The organism is Phycisphaerae bacterium, assembly GCA_035275405.1.
In the GTDB taxonomy this organism is placed as follows: Bacteria; Planctomycetota; Phycisphaerae; order UBA1845; family UTPLA1; genus DATEMU01.
The window spans coordinates 36,397-51,682 of sequence record DATEMU010000014.1 but is presented as its reverse complement, the minus strand read 5'-3'; the positions used below and the strand labels follow the sequence as shown (position 1 = coordinate 51,682).

Annotated in this window: 14 protein-coding genes; 9 read left to right on the top strand and 5 right to left on the bottom strand. The window is 61.3% G+C overall.

All coding sequences use genetic code 11. From position 1 onward, the window contains the following. Positions 1-217: 217 nt before the first annotated feature. The gene (locus VJZ71_16720; GenBank protein HKQ49719.1) at positions 218-2,572 is read right to left on the bottom strand and encodes an FG-GAP repeat protein; all 2,355 of its coding nucleotides are present in this window, start codon (positions 2,570-2,572) and stop codon (positions 218-220) included. A 578-nt stretch (positions 2,573-3,150) separates the two neighbouring features. Here VJZ71_16720 and VJZ71_16715 point away from each other — a divergent pair. From VJZ71_16715 to VJZ71_16695, 5 genes are all read left to right on the top strand, one after another. Further along, positions 3,151-4,092 carry a response regulator gene (locus tag VJZ71_16715; protein ID HKQ49718.1) on the top strand — a complete coding sequence of 314 codons (942 nt, stop codon included), beginning with the start codon at positions 3,151-3,153 and terminating at the stop codon, positions 4,090-4,092. Positions 4,093-4,149: 57 nt separating this feature from the next. Further along, a complete protein-coding gene (locus VJZ71_16710; protein ID HKQ49717.1) occupies positions 4,150-4,524 on the top strand; it encodes a response regulator in 375 nt (124 codons plus the stop codon). A gap of 502 nt (positions 4,525-5,026) precedes the next feature. After that, positions 5,027-5,383 carry a hypothetical protein gene (locus tag VJZ71_16705; GenBank protein HKQ49716.1) on the top strand — a complete coding sequence of 119 codons (357 nt, stop codon included), beginning with the start codon at positions 5,027-5,029 and terminating at the stop codon, positions 5,381-5,383. Positions 5,384-5,503: 120 nt separating this feature from the next. Beyond that, complete coding sequence (locus tag VJZ71_16700) at positions 5,504-5,974, top strand: hypothetical protein (GenBank protein HKQ49715.1); 471 nt, start codon at positions 5,504-5,506, stop codon at positions 5,972-5,974. A gap of 48 nt (positions 5,975-6,022) precedes the next feature. Next, on the top strand, positions 6,023-8,704 hold the full coding sequence (locus tag VJZ71_16695) for a cation:proton antiporter (protein HKQ49714.1): 2,682 nt from the start codon (positions 6,023-6,025) through the stop codon (positions 8,702-8,704). A 124-nt stretch (positions 8,705-8,828) separates the two neighbouring features. On the opposite strand, the gene VJZ71_16690 is transcribed toward VJZ71_16695, so the two are convergent. Together VJZ71_16690 and VJZ71_16685 are read right to left on the bottom strand one after the other, a co-directional pair. Then, positions 8,829-11,156 carry a terminase gpA endonuclease subunit gene (locus VJZ71_16690; protein HKQ49713.1) on the bottom strand — a complete coding sequence of 776 codons (2,328 nt, stop codon included), beginning with the start codon at positions 11,154-11,156 and terminating at the stop codon, positions 8,829-8,831. Further along, entirely contained in the window at positions 11,146-11,382 is a 237-nt protein-coding gene (locus VJZ71_16685; GenBank protein ID HKQ49712.1) for a hypothetical protein, read from the bottom strand. The genes VJZ71_16690 and VJZ71_16685 overlap by 11 nt, the downstream gene beginning before the upstream one ends. Before the next feature lie 203 nt (positions 11,383-11,585). On the opposite strand from VJZ71_16685, the gene VJZ71_16680 reads away from it, so the two are divergent. From VJZ71_16680 to VJZ71_16665, 4 genes are all read left to right on the top strand, one after another. Next, the gene (locus tag VJZ71_16680; protein HKQ49711.1) at positions 11,586-11,936 is read left to right on the top strand and encodes a hypothetical protein; all 351 of its coding nucleotides are present in this window, start codon (positions 11,586-11,588) and stop codon (positions 11,934-11,936) included. A 57-nt stretch (positions 11,937-11,993) separates the two neighbouring features. Continuing rightward, entirely contained in the window at positions 11,994-12,335 is a 342-nt protein-coding gene (locus VJZ71_16675; protein ID HKQ49710.1) for a winged helix-turn-helix domain-containing protein, read from the top strand. Between the two features lie 3 nt (positions 12,336-12,338). Then, positions 12,339-12,563: a hypothetical protein gene (locus VJZ71_16670; protein ID HKQ49709.1), complete on the top strand. Its 225-nt coding sequence runs from the start codon at positions 12,339-12,341 to the stop codon at positions 12,561-12,563. A gap of 101 nt (positions 12,564-12,664) precedes the next feature. Next, the gene (locus tag VJZ71_16665) at positions 12,665-13,102 is read left to right on the top strand and encodes a hypothetical protein (GenBank protein ID HKQ49708.1); all 438 of its coding nucleotides are present in this window, start codon (positions 12,665-12,667) and stop codon (positions 13,100-13,102) included. On the opposite strand, the gene VJZ71_16660 is transcribed toward VJZ71_16665, so the two are convergent. Together VJZ71_16660 and VJZ71_16655 are read right to left on the bottom strand one after the other, a co-directional pair. Next, entirely contained in the window at positions 13,055-14,425 is a 1,371-nt protein-coding gene (locus VJZ71_16660; GenBank protein ID HKQ49707.1) for a DNA modification methylase, read from the bottom strand. The genes VJZ71_16665 and VJZ71_16660 overlap by 48 nt on opposite strands. Before the next feature lie 25 nt (positions 14,426-14,450). Further along, on the bottom strand, positions 14,451-15,032 hold the full coding sequence (locus VJZ71_16655) for a hypothetical protein (protein ID HKQ49706.1): 582 nt from the start codon (positions 15,030-15,032) through the stop codon (positions 14,451-14,453). Positions 15,033-15,286: the final 254 nt, after the last annotated feature.

The window sequence follows — 15,286 nt, the reverse complement described above, 5'->3', positions numbered from 1 at the left end:
GGGACGCGCGGAAAAAGTGGACCGCTCCGGATTCGTAGGTGGGCCGCGGCAATTGTCAACCATCCGTCCGACGCCAATGCGCGCTGTGGTGCGGAAGGGCCCGCAACATAAGAATGAGTATCAGACGTGCGTGGTCAAACCTCATGGAAACGGCGACGGCGCAGCCGACGACGCAGTGCATGGTGCTCTCGGGATTCCAAAGGCGGCCGGCGAGGAGTTATTGATTCAGCATCTCATCGGCGATGCACTGCACGTCAGAACCGTCGACGAGGCAGTCGTTATTGCAGTCGCGAAGCGGTCGGCCGTTGGGCTCGACGGGCAGGCCTGGTGGCGTGTTGGGGCACACGTCGCACGCATCACCTGCGCCGTCGCCATCGGCGTCTTCCTGGCCGGGGTTCGCGGTGAGCGGACAGTTGTCTGTGGCATCGTCCCAACCATCACCGTCGCAGTCTGGCGGAATGAGAAAGACGTAGGCGGCGCCGGAAGATACGGCGCTGTTGTTGGCCTGGTCGCCGTTCACGCCCGTGGCGCTGCTGTCCTCGAAAGGCGCCCCGATCACCACTGTGTCGCCGGAGACGGCTACAAAATGACCAAAATAATCGAACGCATCCGTATTTGAAGCTTTTAGGTAGGCCCGCTGAAACCATGTTGTGCCGAAACGGGAGAATACGTATGCCGCGCCGGAAATTGTTGAACTGTTGTCGGCCTGGTTTCCATTTACGCCGGTGGCGTTGCTGGCTTCGAAGATCGCCGCGACAACCACCGTGTCGCCCGACACCGCCACCGTCCGGCCAAAAGCATCCCCCGCGTCGGTATTCGATGCCTTTAGGTAGGCCTGCTGGCTCCAGGTTGTGCCGCTGCGGACGAAGACATATGCCGCGCCGGAAGCAACGGCACTGTCGTCGGCTTGGTTGCAGCCCACACTCGTGCCGCTACTGTCCTCATTAACTGCTCCGACCGCCACCGTGTCGCCCGACACCGCTACCGAGATTCCAAACCGGTCATCCGCTCCGGTATTCGACGGCTTGAGGTAGGCCTGCTGACTCCAAGTCGTACCACTACGGACAAAGACGTGCGCCGCGCCGGAATCAACAGCACTATTGTCGGTCTGGTTACTATTCACTCCCGTGGCGTTGCTGTCTTCTAGCCACGCCCCGACCGCGACCGTGTCGCTCGATACGGCCACGGAAGAGCCGAAGTTGTCCCCGACATCGGTGTTCGACGCTTTGAGGTAGGCTTGCTGGCTCCAGGTCGTCCCGCTGCGGACAAAGATGTATGCCGCGCCGGCATTTGAAGCGCTGTTGTCGCTCTCGTCGCCATTCACGCCCGTGGCATTGCTGTCTTCTTGAAGCGCCCCGACTATCACTGTGTCGCCACTCGCCACGACGGAGTGGCCGAATAAGTCGCTCGCACCGGTGTTGGACGCCTTAAGGTAGGCCTGCTGGCTCCAGGTCGTCCCGTTGCGGACGAAGACGTAGGCCGCGCCCGAATCAGCGGCACTGTTGTCGGCCTGGTTGCCATCCACGCCCGTGGCGTTGCTGTCCTCCTGCCATGCCCCGACCACCACGGTGGCATCCGAGACGGCCACCGAGTATCCAAACTCATCGCTCGCACCGGTGTTCGACGCCTTGAGATAGGCCTGCTGGCTCCAGGTCGTCCCGCTGCGGACAAAAACATAGGCCGCGCCGGCGGCTGAAAGAGTGTTGTCAGCCTGGTTGCCGTTCACGCCCGTGGCGCTACTGCGCTCTCGGTATGCGCCAACCACCACGGTGTCACCCGACACGGCTACCGAGTTGCCGAATAAGTCCCCCACCCCGGTGTTCGAGGCCTTGAGGTAGGCCTGCTGGGCGATGGGATCGATGGTGAGGGGATAGACCGCCTCTCGCTCGTCCACGACGATCGAGAGAATGTCGAATGACGAATTACGAATTACAAAAGGACTGCCGGAAGCAGGCGTTGCACGTTCCTGCTCGAACCATGCGGGCAGCGTCCTACCTGTGGCGTCGAAGACGGTCAGGCCGGTGTAGTTCACGACCGCTGCGCCGTTCTTGTCGATGAACGTCACCCCGCGCCCTTCGCTACTGATCTGCGGGCAAAGGTTCCCGCGCACGGCCAGCGTGAAGCGCAGCTCCCCCACGCCGCCGTCGGGCCGCTGATGCACCGTGTAGCCGTGCTCCAGGCCGCGCTGGTCGTTGACGTACCATTCCGTCAGGTACTCGTCCCACTCATACACGACGCGTTGTCCGGAAGCGTCGGCGCAGATTGGCGTCTCGACCGTCCGCTGAGAGCCTCCGAATCCGAAGCTCACCAGCTCCAACCCCCAAGACCATTGACCGGCATCCGGCGTTGTGACGAAGCCGCGGCCGTCAAACCGAGTCCGCCAATGCTGGCCGGGGTTGCGCGCCTGATAGCCGCCCTCGACGGCGAATGCCGAGTGACAATTCGCGTCGTATGCCGCGCGGATGTCCGACCAGTCCGAGGCCGAGAGACCGTCCGGGACTTGACTTTGAGCGCCGGCTGAATCAACGAATAGCGCGGTTCCAACGACGCCCAGGAATACGGCCAATTTCATGGCGAGTCCTCCTCTGGTCACCGGCAGTCAAGCGACAACTCCATCATACCGGTTGACACCCCCTCCGCGCCTAGTGCTTTCGACTCCCGATTCAAACCTTGTGATTCGCACTTTTCGGCCGCGGGTCGAGCGCTTGGCTTGCCCTCCAAATCCTGGTTTCAAAGCAACTTACACTACTGTTCATGAAATGCGAGGAAGAATGGGAGCGCGGAGCAATCTGCTCGGTGTACTTTTTTTTAGTCAGGTCGGCATATCAGTATCCAGCCGTATCATTGCCCGGCGCTGCTAAATCTCCGCGAACGTAACCCGCCGCCGCTTGGAACGGGAGATCTTCATCTCCGGCAGTTCGACGCCCTGGATGGACGCGGCGACGGCGCAACCGACGACTCCGCCCAGCTAATCGTCGATGTTCCGGTAGTTCGAGATGCGCATGGGGATGGGGCTGATTAGGTCCGCGCCGTCGTTGAGCTTCGCCTCTGTCGAAACAAATACCCTGAACAATAATTTATCTGCGCGCTCGCGCAACAGTTTCGTTGACGAATTATAATTGGTTGTGGCCTTATGCCGGAGAAGATCCCTTGCCACGCGAAAGAGAGATTGGTGGAACCGACGCCGCTCAGTACGAAAGTGCTGTCCTGGTGCAGCTTCGAAGCCAACTCCAGGCAGAATCCAGCGACAGCCGCAAGCTTCTCGCCTCGCCCACGGATAACCCCATCTGTTCAATCGAGTCGGACGATTCTCTTCCCGGCCTCGTCGTCGTATGGCGAAACTACGCGAACAGCCGGCAACTGCGTTTCGTTCACGAGTACCTCCTGCAACTTATCGAAAAGAACGCCATCAGCAAGGTTCTTTGCGACGACACGGCCCTTCGGACCATCGCCTCCGATGACCAGTCCTGGATCATTCAGGATTGGATACCCCGTGCGATTAGGGCTGGGCTTCGGGCCGGTGCCCATACGGCGTCTTCCGCGCACTTCGCAGCGGTAGCGGTGAATGCGCTCGCCTCCGCTGCGCCCGATGGGATTGCGTTGAGGGTATTTGAGACCACGGCAGAGGCTCGAAAATGGCTTCAGGACTACAAGGCCATCTTAAAACCAGACACTCCGATCATCTTGATTGTTGACGACTACGAGGACACACGAAACGTGCTCGCTCACCTGTTGAGACGTGAAGGCTACGACGCCGTCACTGCACCCGGTCCCGCGGAGGCGTTGGCGTTTCTCGAAAAGACCAAGCCGTCGCTCGTGATCACTGACTTCGCGATGCTCCAGACGAATGGGTTGATGTTCTTCGCTCAGATCCGAAAGGACACGCGCCTTCGCGATGTCCCGGTGATCATGTATAGCGCCAACGACGTGGCCGAAAAAGCGGCTAGGCAAGCGGGCATCGATGCTTACGTTCAGAAAGCCTCGATGGACTGGGAAACCCTCCAGCGAGAGGTTCTCCGGCTCGCCGGACCGGGCAGGTTGGGAAAGTCGTTGCCCGACGTTCCGCCCGCGCGCGCGAAGGATGTTGGTTAGTGCTCGGTGGTCGCGTTCCTTTTCGATACCGGTGTTACGCGATTCTAGGGAGATACCATGATCTGGGTGGTAACCAATCATCAGGACACAAGGCGGTCGCTGGCGCCGCTGATCGCCGCCAAGGGATACCAAGTCACGGAGTTCGACTGCGGGGAGGAGGTGCTCAAGCGGGTTCGCTTTCAAACGCCCACACTCATTATCATCGACTGCGGAGTCTCCGGCAGCTTCGACATGCTGAAGGCCATTCGCGGCGAAGCCCGATCGCGAGCCATCCCTGTCGTCATGTTCAGCATCGACGATCAGATTCTTAAGGACCAGGCCCTCCTGTCCGGAGCGGACGCGTACGTGCCGAAGGGTTCGCTGGATTGGGCGGAACTGCTCATCGAGGTCGTCCGCTTTGCCGGGCCCCCGACCGGCTCAAGTACCGTTTGAGCCTTGCCTTGCCTATCGTTGAGGGGACAAGCCGCCGTCGTAACCTCGCGGGTTCTTTGATGCTCTTTCAATCACCGCGCAAGCGTCCCCCCGCTCTCGGGCCGGAGAGTTAGAGAAAGGAGGCTCTCTTGGGGGGACAGCAACAGTGTGACACGAGGCCCATCCCAAGTCAATTTGTTTATTGGCGGGCCGAAACCCTCCCACATGTGTGTCGCCATCGCCCGCTCCTCCCTTTCCCGCCGCGCCCCATCTCCGTAAAGGTGACCCGCCGGAACTTCCGCTGGTAGTGTTGCATCTCCGGCAGCTCGACGCCTTGCAGGGACGCGGCGACGGCGTCAACGAGCGTTTGGTGTCAGACGCGGCGTGAAAACGCTGCCCAGAAGCAATATCGAGCGGTAACTTTCACTGCTGCGCGTCATAGTTGTTGCCATCAACCGTCAAAGCCAAATCGGCGACATATATTGGTTGCAGCGGTTGATGCCCCGATTAGAATCAGGGCGCGATGAGCAGATTCCAGCCATCCTGGCGAAAACTCTGGACGCGGGTCGTTGTAGTGATCGCGACGTTGGCCCTCCTGACGAGACCCCGGCTTCCGATCCCGGACGTCGGCGGAACTGGAGCAGGCGATCGAGTCCTGGTCACACACGCCGGCCCCGCCGACATGCTTGCGATCACTCCCTCGAAATCAAGTTCCGTCGGTGATTTCCGCGACCGACAATGCTATCAACCGGTCGTCCCACTGGCGGCATCGTACGATGCGGTCCTAGACCTGCACCTCGTCATGGCCGACGGCGAGCCGCGCCACGCCTTCACAGGCACACTCGACCGGCGTGTCACGCTCTGCCGCTGGTTGATTTGATTCGCGCCGTTCATTTCTCCCTGTCCAATTTTATCCTTCGGAAAAATCGTGAATGCGTGCCCGGCCCTGCGCACCGGGTTCGCGTCTCGCCGGCGCGCAGCATTGAGAGATTACAGAGCGATGAGCAAATCGAACCCTGCAACATTAGAGCGGGCGCTTGCCCAAGTCCGTGACTTGCTGGACCAAGATAAGCCAGGCGACGCGATCAACCTGATTATGCGATTTGGGGCCAAAAATGCGGAGATACGCAACGCATATGGCGTGTGCCTCATGCGGCTCGGCGAGTTCGCCAAAGCCCTTGAGGTATACCGCGGTCTGTGTATTAGCCAAGGTGTTTCCCTAAAGCCCGATGCCCCGGTCGTGCATTTGATCAACTACGCGACGGTGCTACTGCTTCTACAGAATGTTGCGGGATGCATCGATATCCTTCGGCAAATTCCGGCGTCTTCTCATATTGGGGCGACGCGCGTTCAATCGGCAGTCGATCGATGGCGTCGGTCACTGCGATGGTGGCAGCGGTTGGGCTGGCTTGGCGGTATCGAGCCCAATGTAGCGATCCACTTGGACTATCCTCCAGGAGTACTGGCGTAGGCCGTTTAGCTCTCGAACGATTCGTATGCCGATGCGAGGTTGCTGATAATGCACGATCTTTCCCTGATCACGACGATCGCGGCGGCGTTCACCGCGGCGTGGCTGCTGGGCCTGCTTACCCAGTGGCTACGGCTCTCGCCGATTGTGGGCTATCTCCTGGCCGGCGTCCTGATTGGGCCTCACACCCCCGGCTTCGTGGGCGACGTTCACCTCGCGCAGCAACTGGCCGAAGTCGGGGTCATCCTGTTGATGTTCGGCGTCGGCCTCCATTTCCATCTGAAGGATCTCCTGGCGGTGAAGGGTGTCGCGATCCCCGGGGCGATCGGACAGAGTCTGGTCGCGACGGCATTGGCTATCGCCGTGTTTGCGGCGTTTGATCTTCCCATCAAGACCGGAGCCGTAATTGGGATGGCTATGGCCGTGGCCAGCACGGTCGTTTTGATGCGGGTTCTCATGGATGCCGACGCGCTCAATTCTCCCCAAGGGCATGTCGCAGTTGGATGGCTCATTGTGGAGGACATCTTCACGGTCATTCTGCTGGTCCTGATTCCCGTCCTTGGTCAAAGTAGCGAGAGCGCTGCAGTTGAGGGCGGAGCGATCGCCGCTTCAGCGACAGGGTCTTCGCTGTGGCGGACGCTTGGCGTAGCGATGCTGAAGCTCGGAGCGCTGGTGGCGATAGTAATGCTGGCCGGCTACCGCATTGTCCCCGGGGTGCTGGTGCGGGTGGCAAAGCTCCGTTCACGCGAGTTGTTCACCCTCACAGTCCTCGTGTTTTCCATCGCCGTTGCCGCCGGCTCGTACTTCTTCTTCGGGGCGTCGATGGCCCTGGGTGCCTTCCTCGCCGGCATGGTGGTGGCGCAATCGCCCGTGAGCCACCAGGCTGCGGCAGACGCGCTTCCCCTGCGGGATGCGTTCGCGGTTCTGTTCTTCGTCTCGGTCGGAATGCTCTTCGATCCGGCGTTTCTGATTCAGAAGCCGTTGATGGTCGCCGCAGCGTTGGGAATCATCCTGCTGGCAAAGCCCGCGGCGGCTCTCGTTATCGTGGCGCTACTGGGCCATTCAGCACGGACCGCCCTCACCGTGGCGATCGGTCTGGCTCAAATCGGGGAGTTCTCGTTCATCCTGTCGGACTTGGCGCGCCGCCACGGGTTAATGACCGAGGCGGGGCACAACGTCCTGGTCGCCGCCGCGATCATCTCGATCACACTGAACCCGCTGCTGTTTCGGTCACTGCCGAAGGCAGAGTCGTGGCTGCGAAAGCGCCCCCGCTTGTGGAGGCTGATGAACAACCGAGCGGAGCGGCGAGTACTCAGCATCAACAAGGCAGCCTCCAACGTGGTGGCGCGTGCTTCCCGGGACCATCAGCGACTTGCCATCGTTGTCGGCTACGGTCCGGTCGGCCGATCCGTTCATCGATTGTTGCAGGAAGCCAAGCTTTCCACGGTCGTCGTCGATCTCAACATGGACACCGTGTCAGCGCTAAACGCCGAGGGCCAGACCGCCATATTCGGGGATGCATCCAACGAGAGCATCCTGGATCAAGCCGGCGTGCGGCGGGCGTCGCACCTGGTGCTGACACTTCCTCATTCGTCGGACCGGGTGGCTGTGGTAACTGCAGCCCGAAACTTCAATACAAACGTCCGCATCCTGGTACGGGCCCGGTATCTTCGGGAACGAGAAGACCTGGAGCGCGCCGGCGCAAGTGCGGCAGTCTTCGAAGAGGCGGAGGCCGCTGTGGCGCTCGCGCGCCTCGTTCTCGCGGACACTGGTATGCACCGTGAGGCGGCGGACCGAAAGATCAAGGACCTTCGGCTCCGACTCATTATGGAGAACATCTCCAACATCAGCTCCCAGCGCGTGGGAAGCGTCATGGTTCCGTGGCCTCGCGTCCGATGGTTGCCGGCATCCGCAGACATTAACGCCGTGCTCGCGCAAGTCGCACAAGAGCGATTTTCCCGGTGGCCGGTGGTCGAACCCCAGACGGGGCGAGCGACCGGATACCTGCTCACGAAAGACTTGATCGCGCACGCGTCGAATTCCGACTGGTCGCGGATGCTTCGCCCCCTAAAAGCCATCCGCCCGGACGAAAGCATCGAATCCACTTTGACGGGCATGCAGGCAGAGGGCGCGACCGTGTATGTGGTGGAAGATGGAGATCGTCCGGTTGGATTGATTACCCTGGAGGACATTCTCGAACAGGTCGTTGGCCAAATTGAGGACGAATATCCGCACGAAGCCAGGGTTTCCTTGGCGGACGCCGTGGCCAACGGCGGAATCGTGTTGGAGTTGGTGGCCAAGACGCGCGAGCAATGTATTCGTGAACTCGTCGAAGCGATTCCCCGCAACAAGCTTCCCTCCGAGGTTACCAAGTTGCAGATCGTCAACCTCACCTTGGCGCGCGAGGAGGAGCTTTCCACGGATCTCGGGAACGGGATCGCGATTCCTCACGCGCGCTGTCCGAAGCTTGCCGCCCCGCTTGTCGTCTTCGGTCGCTCGACCGAAGGTGTCGTGTTTTCGCCAGCGGCGCAAGAGCTGGTGCGCCTTTTGTTTCTGCTCGTCACTCCGGCTGAGCAACCCGAGGCTCAACTGGCATTGCTGGGACAGTTGGCGAAAATCGCGGCCACGGATGCGAGCCGCGACGCGCTTCTCCACGCTGCTAATCCCGGCGAGGTGGTGAGAATTCTGCGCGGTGAATCGGGCGGCGAGTCGGGTGAACTTCACCTCCCATAGCTCGACACCTAGATCGAGATCGCCACGGCCCAGTCGGCGGCGAAGCGATCGAGGCCATAGTGGCCCAGGCGTCGCCCGGAGAAAATCACCTCAGACTATGCGACGACGCCTTCCGACGTGTTGCTTAAGACATCTGCGACTCGTTGGTCGGCGGCCTGGCTGAATCCCCGTTTAGGATCCTGTGTCGCATCTCCGCGTAGCTGACGCGCCGAAACTTCCGCTTGTAGAGCTTCATCTCCGCCAGCTCGACGCCCTGGATGGAGGCGGCGACGGCGCAGCCGACGACGCCATCCAGCCAGTGATTGTCACTACCATCCACGCGGAGCTTCCATTCCTCGACGGTCCGGCCCCGGCCTTCGGTGGGTACGCGGTACTCGCTGGTCAGGTGCTCGGCCAACAGGCGGTGAAGTTCGGGCTTGCGGCCGAAGAGCGTCAGCGAACCTGGATCGCCCTTGGCCACGGCAAGGCGCGATTGAATGAAACTCTTCCAGAAATTGGTGTCGAAGATCACGTACCGACAAATCCGCTTAGACGTGGCGGGGATGCGCCAATTCAGGCCTATCCGGTCTCCGGGCTGCTTCTGGTAGTCGGTGAAGGGAAGGCTGGCGGCCCCGACGTAGCGCCCATAGCTGGGTACAACCACGTGGGCGTACTTACTCTGCCGACAGAATTGATAGACCGTATGGGTCATCGGCCCCCAGCCGGCATCGATCAGGCAGCGATCGATGCGGGCGATGGTCCCATCCTCGCGCAGCCACTCTCGGCCAATCGTCGCCTCGGTCAATCTTTCCAGCCCCGCCACGATGGCCGCCTCCTGACCAGCCCCGGGCATGGCCTGGGCCAGGGTCCGCTGGACTTCACGCAGCGCGAAGTAGGACCGCTTCTGATCCGGCTCGGTGCCATAGTCGACCACGTAGCCGGTGAAGTCCTGCCCCCAGGCGACGACCATGTAGAAGAGCGCCTTGCCCTGGACATCGACGAACATCGTGAGGCTCGTGGCCTCCTTCGGAATAATCCCGCGCTTCAGGCCATTGCCCTTGGCGGCGATCTGGTCGGCGGTGAGCAGATCGACGTCGACTTGGCCTTCCGGCAAGGGTTCATTTTGATATTCCGCGAAGAAGGCCTCCTCTTTTAGGTCGATGCGGAGGTTCCAGGCATGCTGAAGGGCCGACAGCTCCTCGGCCTTGTGGCGGTGCGCCCAGGCGATGACGGCCCCTTTATCCATCGCCTCGCGGTGCTTCGCATAGTAGGCGTTGCAGGCCTCGGCGATCTTCCCCAGTTGTCCGCCGCAGGACCGCTGGGTGTCACGCCGCAGGGCCACGTACTTGGCCCACAGCTCCTCGTTCTTCGGCCAGGCATAGACCATTTTGGTCCGCTGGCCATTCCATTGGGGGTTCTTCTCGGGGTCCAAGAGCCGATCGGCCAGGTCGTCCGGTTGGATGACGGTGCAGGGCAGTAACACGGCGATGGAAGCGCCCGGACCGGCCAATCCCATGATGTCGCCGTTGATGATCTTTTCGCGATGGTGACATTGGGTGGGGCTGTGCGCCGATTCCCTCGTCTGCGGATCATCCACGATGCACAGGGACGGGCGCAGCGTCCTGCCGTCACGCATTTTGTAATTTAGGCCGCGGATCTGGCCGGTGAGACCGGTCGTCTCGATGATGGCGCCGGCCGCCTTGCTGCCGGGAATGGAGGGCAGCACGATCCGCTTGGCGGTGAACTCCATGTGGATGTACTCGCCCTGATAGAGCAGCCGCCGCTGGTTGATGCCTTCCAGCCTACGAATGGGCAGACAGACCTCCGGAAAGTCTTCCAACAAGAGATCGTTGTGTTCCAGCTCGGTGCGGAGGTTCTTGACCCGCTCGACCGCATGGCCTTCATCCGGCCCGATGATGGCCACGAAGGGGCGATGGCCGTACAGCATCGCCCAGAGTGCGGCGGTCTCGACCAGGACGGTCTTGCCGCCGCCGCGGGGAAGCGCAATGGCGAACTGTCCGCCCTCCAGGACCACGACCTGGATGAGGCCGATGACTTTGTGATGGTCGTCCGACCAGGGCAGGCAGAAGGTCTTGGGGAAATACTGCTCGCAGAAGTACCGGAAGTCGCGGGAGGCCTTCTCCTTCCGTTCGACATTCACCACGGCGGGCAGCTCACCGATGTCCCGGCCGGAGCGGGAGAGCAGGAGGTTGCGTTCGCGGGCCCGTTCCTTCTGGGCCTCGTAGCCGGTCAGGCCATCGAATTCGGGGCGGGGACGATGGCGCTCAAGGACCAGCCATGCCAGATACCGAAGCAGATCAAGCTTGGAGGAATCGCCGGCGGCGACGATCCGCAGGCCGGCCCGCTCGCGATGACGATAGAGTTGCCGTTCGCTGGTGACGGTTCCCAGCGGCGTCGAGTTGAGCAGTTGGACCAACTGCGTCGGGCGCAGACGCCGGGGATCAATCGCCACAACCGGCCATCTCCTTCACCAGCCACGCCGCGTAGTGCACGAGGTTGATCATTCCGTCGCCATTGGCCGCCGCGCCGGCGGCGATGTCGGCCTCGATCATCTCCGCCGTAATCAACTGGCCGCATCCGGCGCTGAGCAGGCGCGCCGCATCCGCCACAGACAGCGCATTGGGATTCAGCGCAGGCCTGTTAGGTTGGGTAGGCGGGCTAAGGACATGTCCTGACATCACGCCGCCTCCCGCGCCGGGGCCCTAGGCCAACGGCCGCAGCCATGCAATTCGCGCGCCTGACGGCGTCGCGTTTGGCGTAAATAACCAGAGAAGATTCTGCGAATTCCGGCCGGAATGATGGCCCCCGGGCCTTGCTTCCGGTCGCCGAACTTGCCCTCATGTGGGTGTACGCCATAGACGTACATGCAAAGGAGCAAACGATGATGACCGAGAACGCCAACCCAACCGAACGCGAAGACGACGCCCTCGACCTGATGGATTCGATGGAGATCAAGAAAATTCAGCGCCGCACGCACAGCGGTGGGGCGTGGGTGACAGGAGCGATTGCCGGACACCATTTCGAGGCGCTGGTTTTCGCCGAGCATGCCCAATCGGAATCCTACGAACTGGACGACAGCCGCATCTCGAAGTTGTGGCTGCGGCGAATCGCCGACCGCGAGGTGGTCTACAACTGGGACAGAGGCGCGGACGTCCCCGCCGCCACGCCGATCGCCCAGAAGATCGTCGACCTCCTGGCCGCGGGGCTGGCGGAATTCATCTACGGCGAATGAATGTGAACAACGCCGCGCCGCGTAGGCGCGGCAGGACCTTTTGTAAGGAGTAGATCGATGAGTACGAGCAAGAAGAACAAGACAACCAAGAAGGCCGGCGCGAAGGCGACGGCGGCGACTAATGGCAAGACGGCGAAGACCAAGGCCGCGCCCAAGCCCAAGCGCGTCAGCGCCCTGGACGCGGCCGCGCAGGTCCTGGCCAAGGCGTCCAAGCCGATGCGGGCCGGGGAGTTGATCACGGTGATGGCCGAGAAGGGCCTGTGGAAGAGCCCGGGCGGCAAGACGCCGCACGCCACGCTCTACGCCGCGATGCTGCGGGAAATCAATGACAAGGGCAAAGACGCCCGGTTCAAGAAGGTGGAACGCGGCCAGTTCGCATCGACTGGGAAGGGGGCGTAGGCGATGACGACGCGTGACCTGCAAGACCAACTGCGCGACCTGCTCGACGACGTCCTGCGCGGCCGGGACGACGCCGACGATCCCGCCAACGACTTGGCCGACCACGTCGAGGGGCTGCGGCGGATCGCCACCTACGAGGAGGTCGGCATGATGACGACGGACCCCGGGCTGGTCATCACCACCGATGACGGCCAGGAGTTCCAGGTGACCATCGTCCAAAGCCGCTGACATCACGTCCCCTTCACCAACGCCTCGCGATCTGCGGGGCGTTGCTCCGGTATTTGATAATCACTCTCGAATTCGCTGTGTATCCAATTAGAATGGGGTGTATGGAACAGCCGCCGACGCCGCGACATTCCTGTCTCAAATGTCATTTTCTGATGCGCTGGGATCGTCCCTCCACGGGGGCAGACAACAAAATGCTCGTCACACAGAAGATGCGAGAGGATCTGGAGCGTGGAGTAGGCCCGATGATGGCATGTGGGTCGAATTATCATCTGGCATGCTTTCATAATGTCTGGGACGACGCGAATCCACACGACAGTGTCGGCGCTGATTTACAATCTCGTCTCCGTGCCGAAAGAGGGGAGTCCTGCTTTTTCTATCCGTACACCCCCGGTATGTTTTTTCCGGCGGCCGCGGAACTTGAACGCCGTGAATCCGATCGACGAGAAGCGAAGAGCGATCGACGGATGGCGATGTGGGGTACTGTCATCGGATTACTTGGCGTGATTCTCGGCGCTTTGCTCACCAAACTTCTCAGTTGACGCAGATTTATCCTCGGCATTGATTTGCTTGGCCTTTGTCCCACTAAAGCCTTCAAATCTAGAAACGATTACATCACAATAGAGCGGATCGAGTTCCATCAAATACGCCTTGCGGCCGGTCTGTTCCGCCGCGATCAACGTCGAACCGCTGCCGCCGAAGAGGTCCAAAACGTTTTCGCCGGCGCGCGAGGAATACTGCATGGCGCGAATCGCCAGCTCCACCGGCTTCTCCGTCAAATGGATCATCGATTGTGGATTGACCTTCTTGATGGGCCAGACATTTCTCGCATTGTTTGGCCCATAGAACTTGTGGCCAGCGCCTTCCCGCCATCCATACCACGCGTGCTCGCAGTCGTTCATAAAATCTTTTCTGCCCAGCACCGGATGGTCCTTGACCCAAGTGATCCCCTGCGCGAAGTAAAGACCGCAGGTCGCCAACGCTCGGCAATAGTTCGCCCAATTCGCAAAGCCGCCCCAGATATAGAAGCATCCGCCCGGCACCAGCACGCGGCCAATGTTGCCGAACCATGCGAGCAGGACTTTGTCGAAATCGGCGGCCGACATAAAGTCGTTCGCCAGTACGCGGTCCTTCGCCCGCATCTTGCTCGTCGTCGGCTTCGGCTTCCCCTGCCTGGCGTCATCGAACCCTTGGAGGTGAGCCTTCTTCTTCGCTATGGCTGGAAGGGCCTTCGAACCGGCGGCGCGAGCGTTGTTCGATCGTGGCTCGACGTTGACGTTGTATGGCGGGTCGGTATTCACGAGGTGGATGGGCGCGCCGTCGAGCAATCGATCGACGTCGGCGGCGCTGGAGGAATCGCCGCAGAGTAGGCGGTGGTCGCCCAGCAGCCACAGGTTGCCGGGCTTCGTCGTGGCCGCGTCGGGTGGCGCGGGAATTTCGTCGGGATCGGTCAAACCTTGCTTCACGCCCGGGTCGAATATGACGGCCAGCTGGTCGGCGTCAAATCCAAACGACCCCCAGTCGATGTTGACGTCCTTCAACTCGGCCATCTCGATCGGGAGCAAATCAAAGTCCCACTTGGACAATGTCCCGACCTGATTATCTGCGATACGAAACGCTTTGATCTGCTCGGGCGTCAGATCCGTCGCGCGAATCGCAGGAACCTCCTTCAGCCCCAAACTCCGAGCAGCCCGGATCCGTGAATGCCCGGCAATTAAAACGCCGTCGGCGTCCAAAATAACCGGGACTTTGAACCCGAACGACTTGATCGATTGGGCCACGGCGGCGATGGCTTCCTCGCTGATGACCCGCGGGTTCTTCTGGTACTCGCGAACCGCATCGATCGGCATCATTTCAATTTGCATCGTTCGACGTCCTGTCAGCCCTGGGCTATCTCCGCCGTCGCCGGCCCCTTCGCCGTCGCCTTCGGGCGGCTTTGAACATGAACATCGCCGCTGAACCCATCGTCGCGAGGTTGAACGTAGGGGTGGCTTCGATGATCAGCTGCGGCTCGTCCAGCGTGCACTGCCTGGTGCCGGCGCCGAACTCGTAACTCCAACCCAACCCGATCGCTCCACCGGCTTGGGCCGAAGCTTGGAGGACGTCGATAACCGACGCCAGATCCGTCGCCTGTGGGCCAACGACCGGAATGTCGGCAGCGAGGGGTGTCGCGGCACCGATCGCCGCAAACAGCATGGCGTCCGATGCCGAAAGCGCTTCGTTGATCACCCCGACCTGCAGCAAGCCGCCGGCGTTGGAAATGCTGGCGATCCCCCACGCAAGGTAGGCTGATTGGATTTGAAACTGCTGGAGGGCTTCGAGGGAGAAAAAGGCGAAGGCATCGAAAAGCAATTGGCTCGAACGCCGGACCAAGATCGGCAGGGTCACATTGCGCAAGTACGAACCAAACTCGTTCGCGATGTGCCCAAAACCCGCCTCCATGGGCGACAGATTGAAGACCTCAGGGTCCATGCCCGTCACTCCGGCGACGACCGCTCATGGCTCCCACGCCGCCGCCAACTCTCGCCCTCAACGCGCCACGTTCGCCAACGTCGCGACCGGGCGGCCTGGGCGACGATCGGTACGCCGCCTCGCGCCGTGTCGCCCACGGCCCAACGGGTCGCGACGTGGGCCGACGCCTAGAACTTGCCAAGGCCGGCCCGGGCCAGATCGCACGCAACTCACGGCGGCGGCGCGGGTTGTGAAAAATCGGACAGCGCGAAAGT

Excerpts from the sequence above, each read along its gene's own strand:
- VJZ71_16720 (HKQ49719.1), bottom strand. The coding sequence starts at position 2,572 with ATGAAATTGGCCGTATTCCTGGGCGTCGTTGGAACCGCGCTATTCGTT.
- VJZ71_16710 (HKQ49717.1), top strand. The coding sequence starts at position 4,150 with ATGATCTGGGTGGTAACCAATCATCAGGACACAAGGCGGTCGCTGGCG.
- VJZ71_16705 (HKQ49716.1), top strand. The coding sequence starts at position 5,027 with ATGAGCAGATTCCAGCCATCCTGGCGAAAACTCTGGACGCGGGTCGTT.
- VJZ71_16700 (HKQ49715.1), top strand. The coding sequence starts at position 5,504 with ATGAGCAAATCGAACCCTGCAACATTAGAGCGGGCGCTTGCCCAAGTC.
- VJZ71_16695 (HKQ49714.1), top strand. The coding sequence starts at position 6,023 with ATGCACGATCTTTCCCTGATCACGACGATCGCGGCGGCGTTCACCGCG.
- VJZ71_16685 (HKQ49712.1), bottom strand. The coding sequence starts at position 11,382 with ATGTCAGGACATGTCCTTAGCCCGCCTACCCAACCTAACAGGCCTGCG.
- VJZ71_16680 (HKQ49711.1), top strand. The coding sequence starts at position 11,586 with ATGATGACCGAGAACGCCAACCCAACCGAACGCGAAGACGACGCCCTC.
- VJZ71_16675 (HKQ49710.1), top strand. The coding sequence starts at position 11,994 with ATGAGTACGAGCAAGAAGAACAAGACAACCAAGAAGGCCGGCGCGAAG.
- VJZ71_16670 (HKQ49709.1), top strand. The coding sequence starts at position 12,339 with ATGACGACGCGTGACCTGCAAGACCAACTGCGCGACCTGCTCGACGAC.
- VJZ71_16665 (HKQ49708.1), top strand. The coding sequence starts at position 12,665 with ATGGAACAGCCGCCGACGCCGCGACATTCCTGTCTCAAATGTCATTTT.
- VJZ71_16660 (HKQ49707.1), bottom strand. The coding sequence starts at position 14,425 with ATGCAAATTGAAATGATGCCGATCGATGCGGTTCGCGAGTACCAGAAG.
- VJZ71_16655 (HKQ49706.1), bottom strand. The coding sequence starts at position 15,032 with ATGGACCCTGAGGTCTTCAATCTGTCGCCCATGGAGGCGGGTTTTGGG.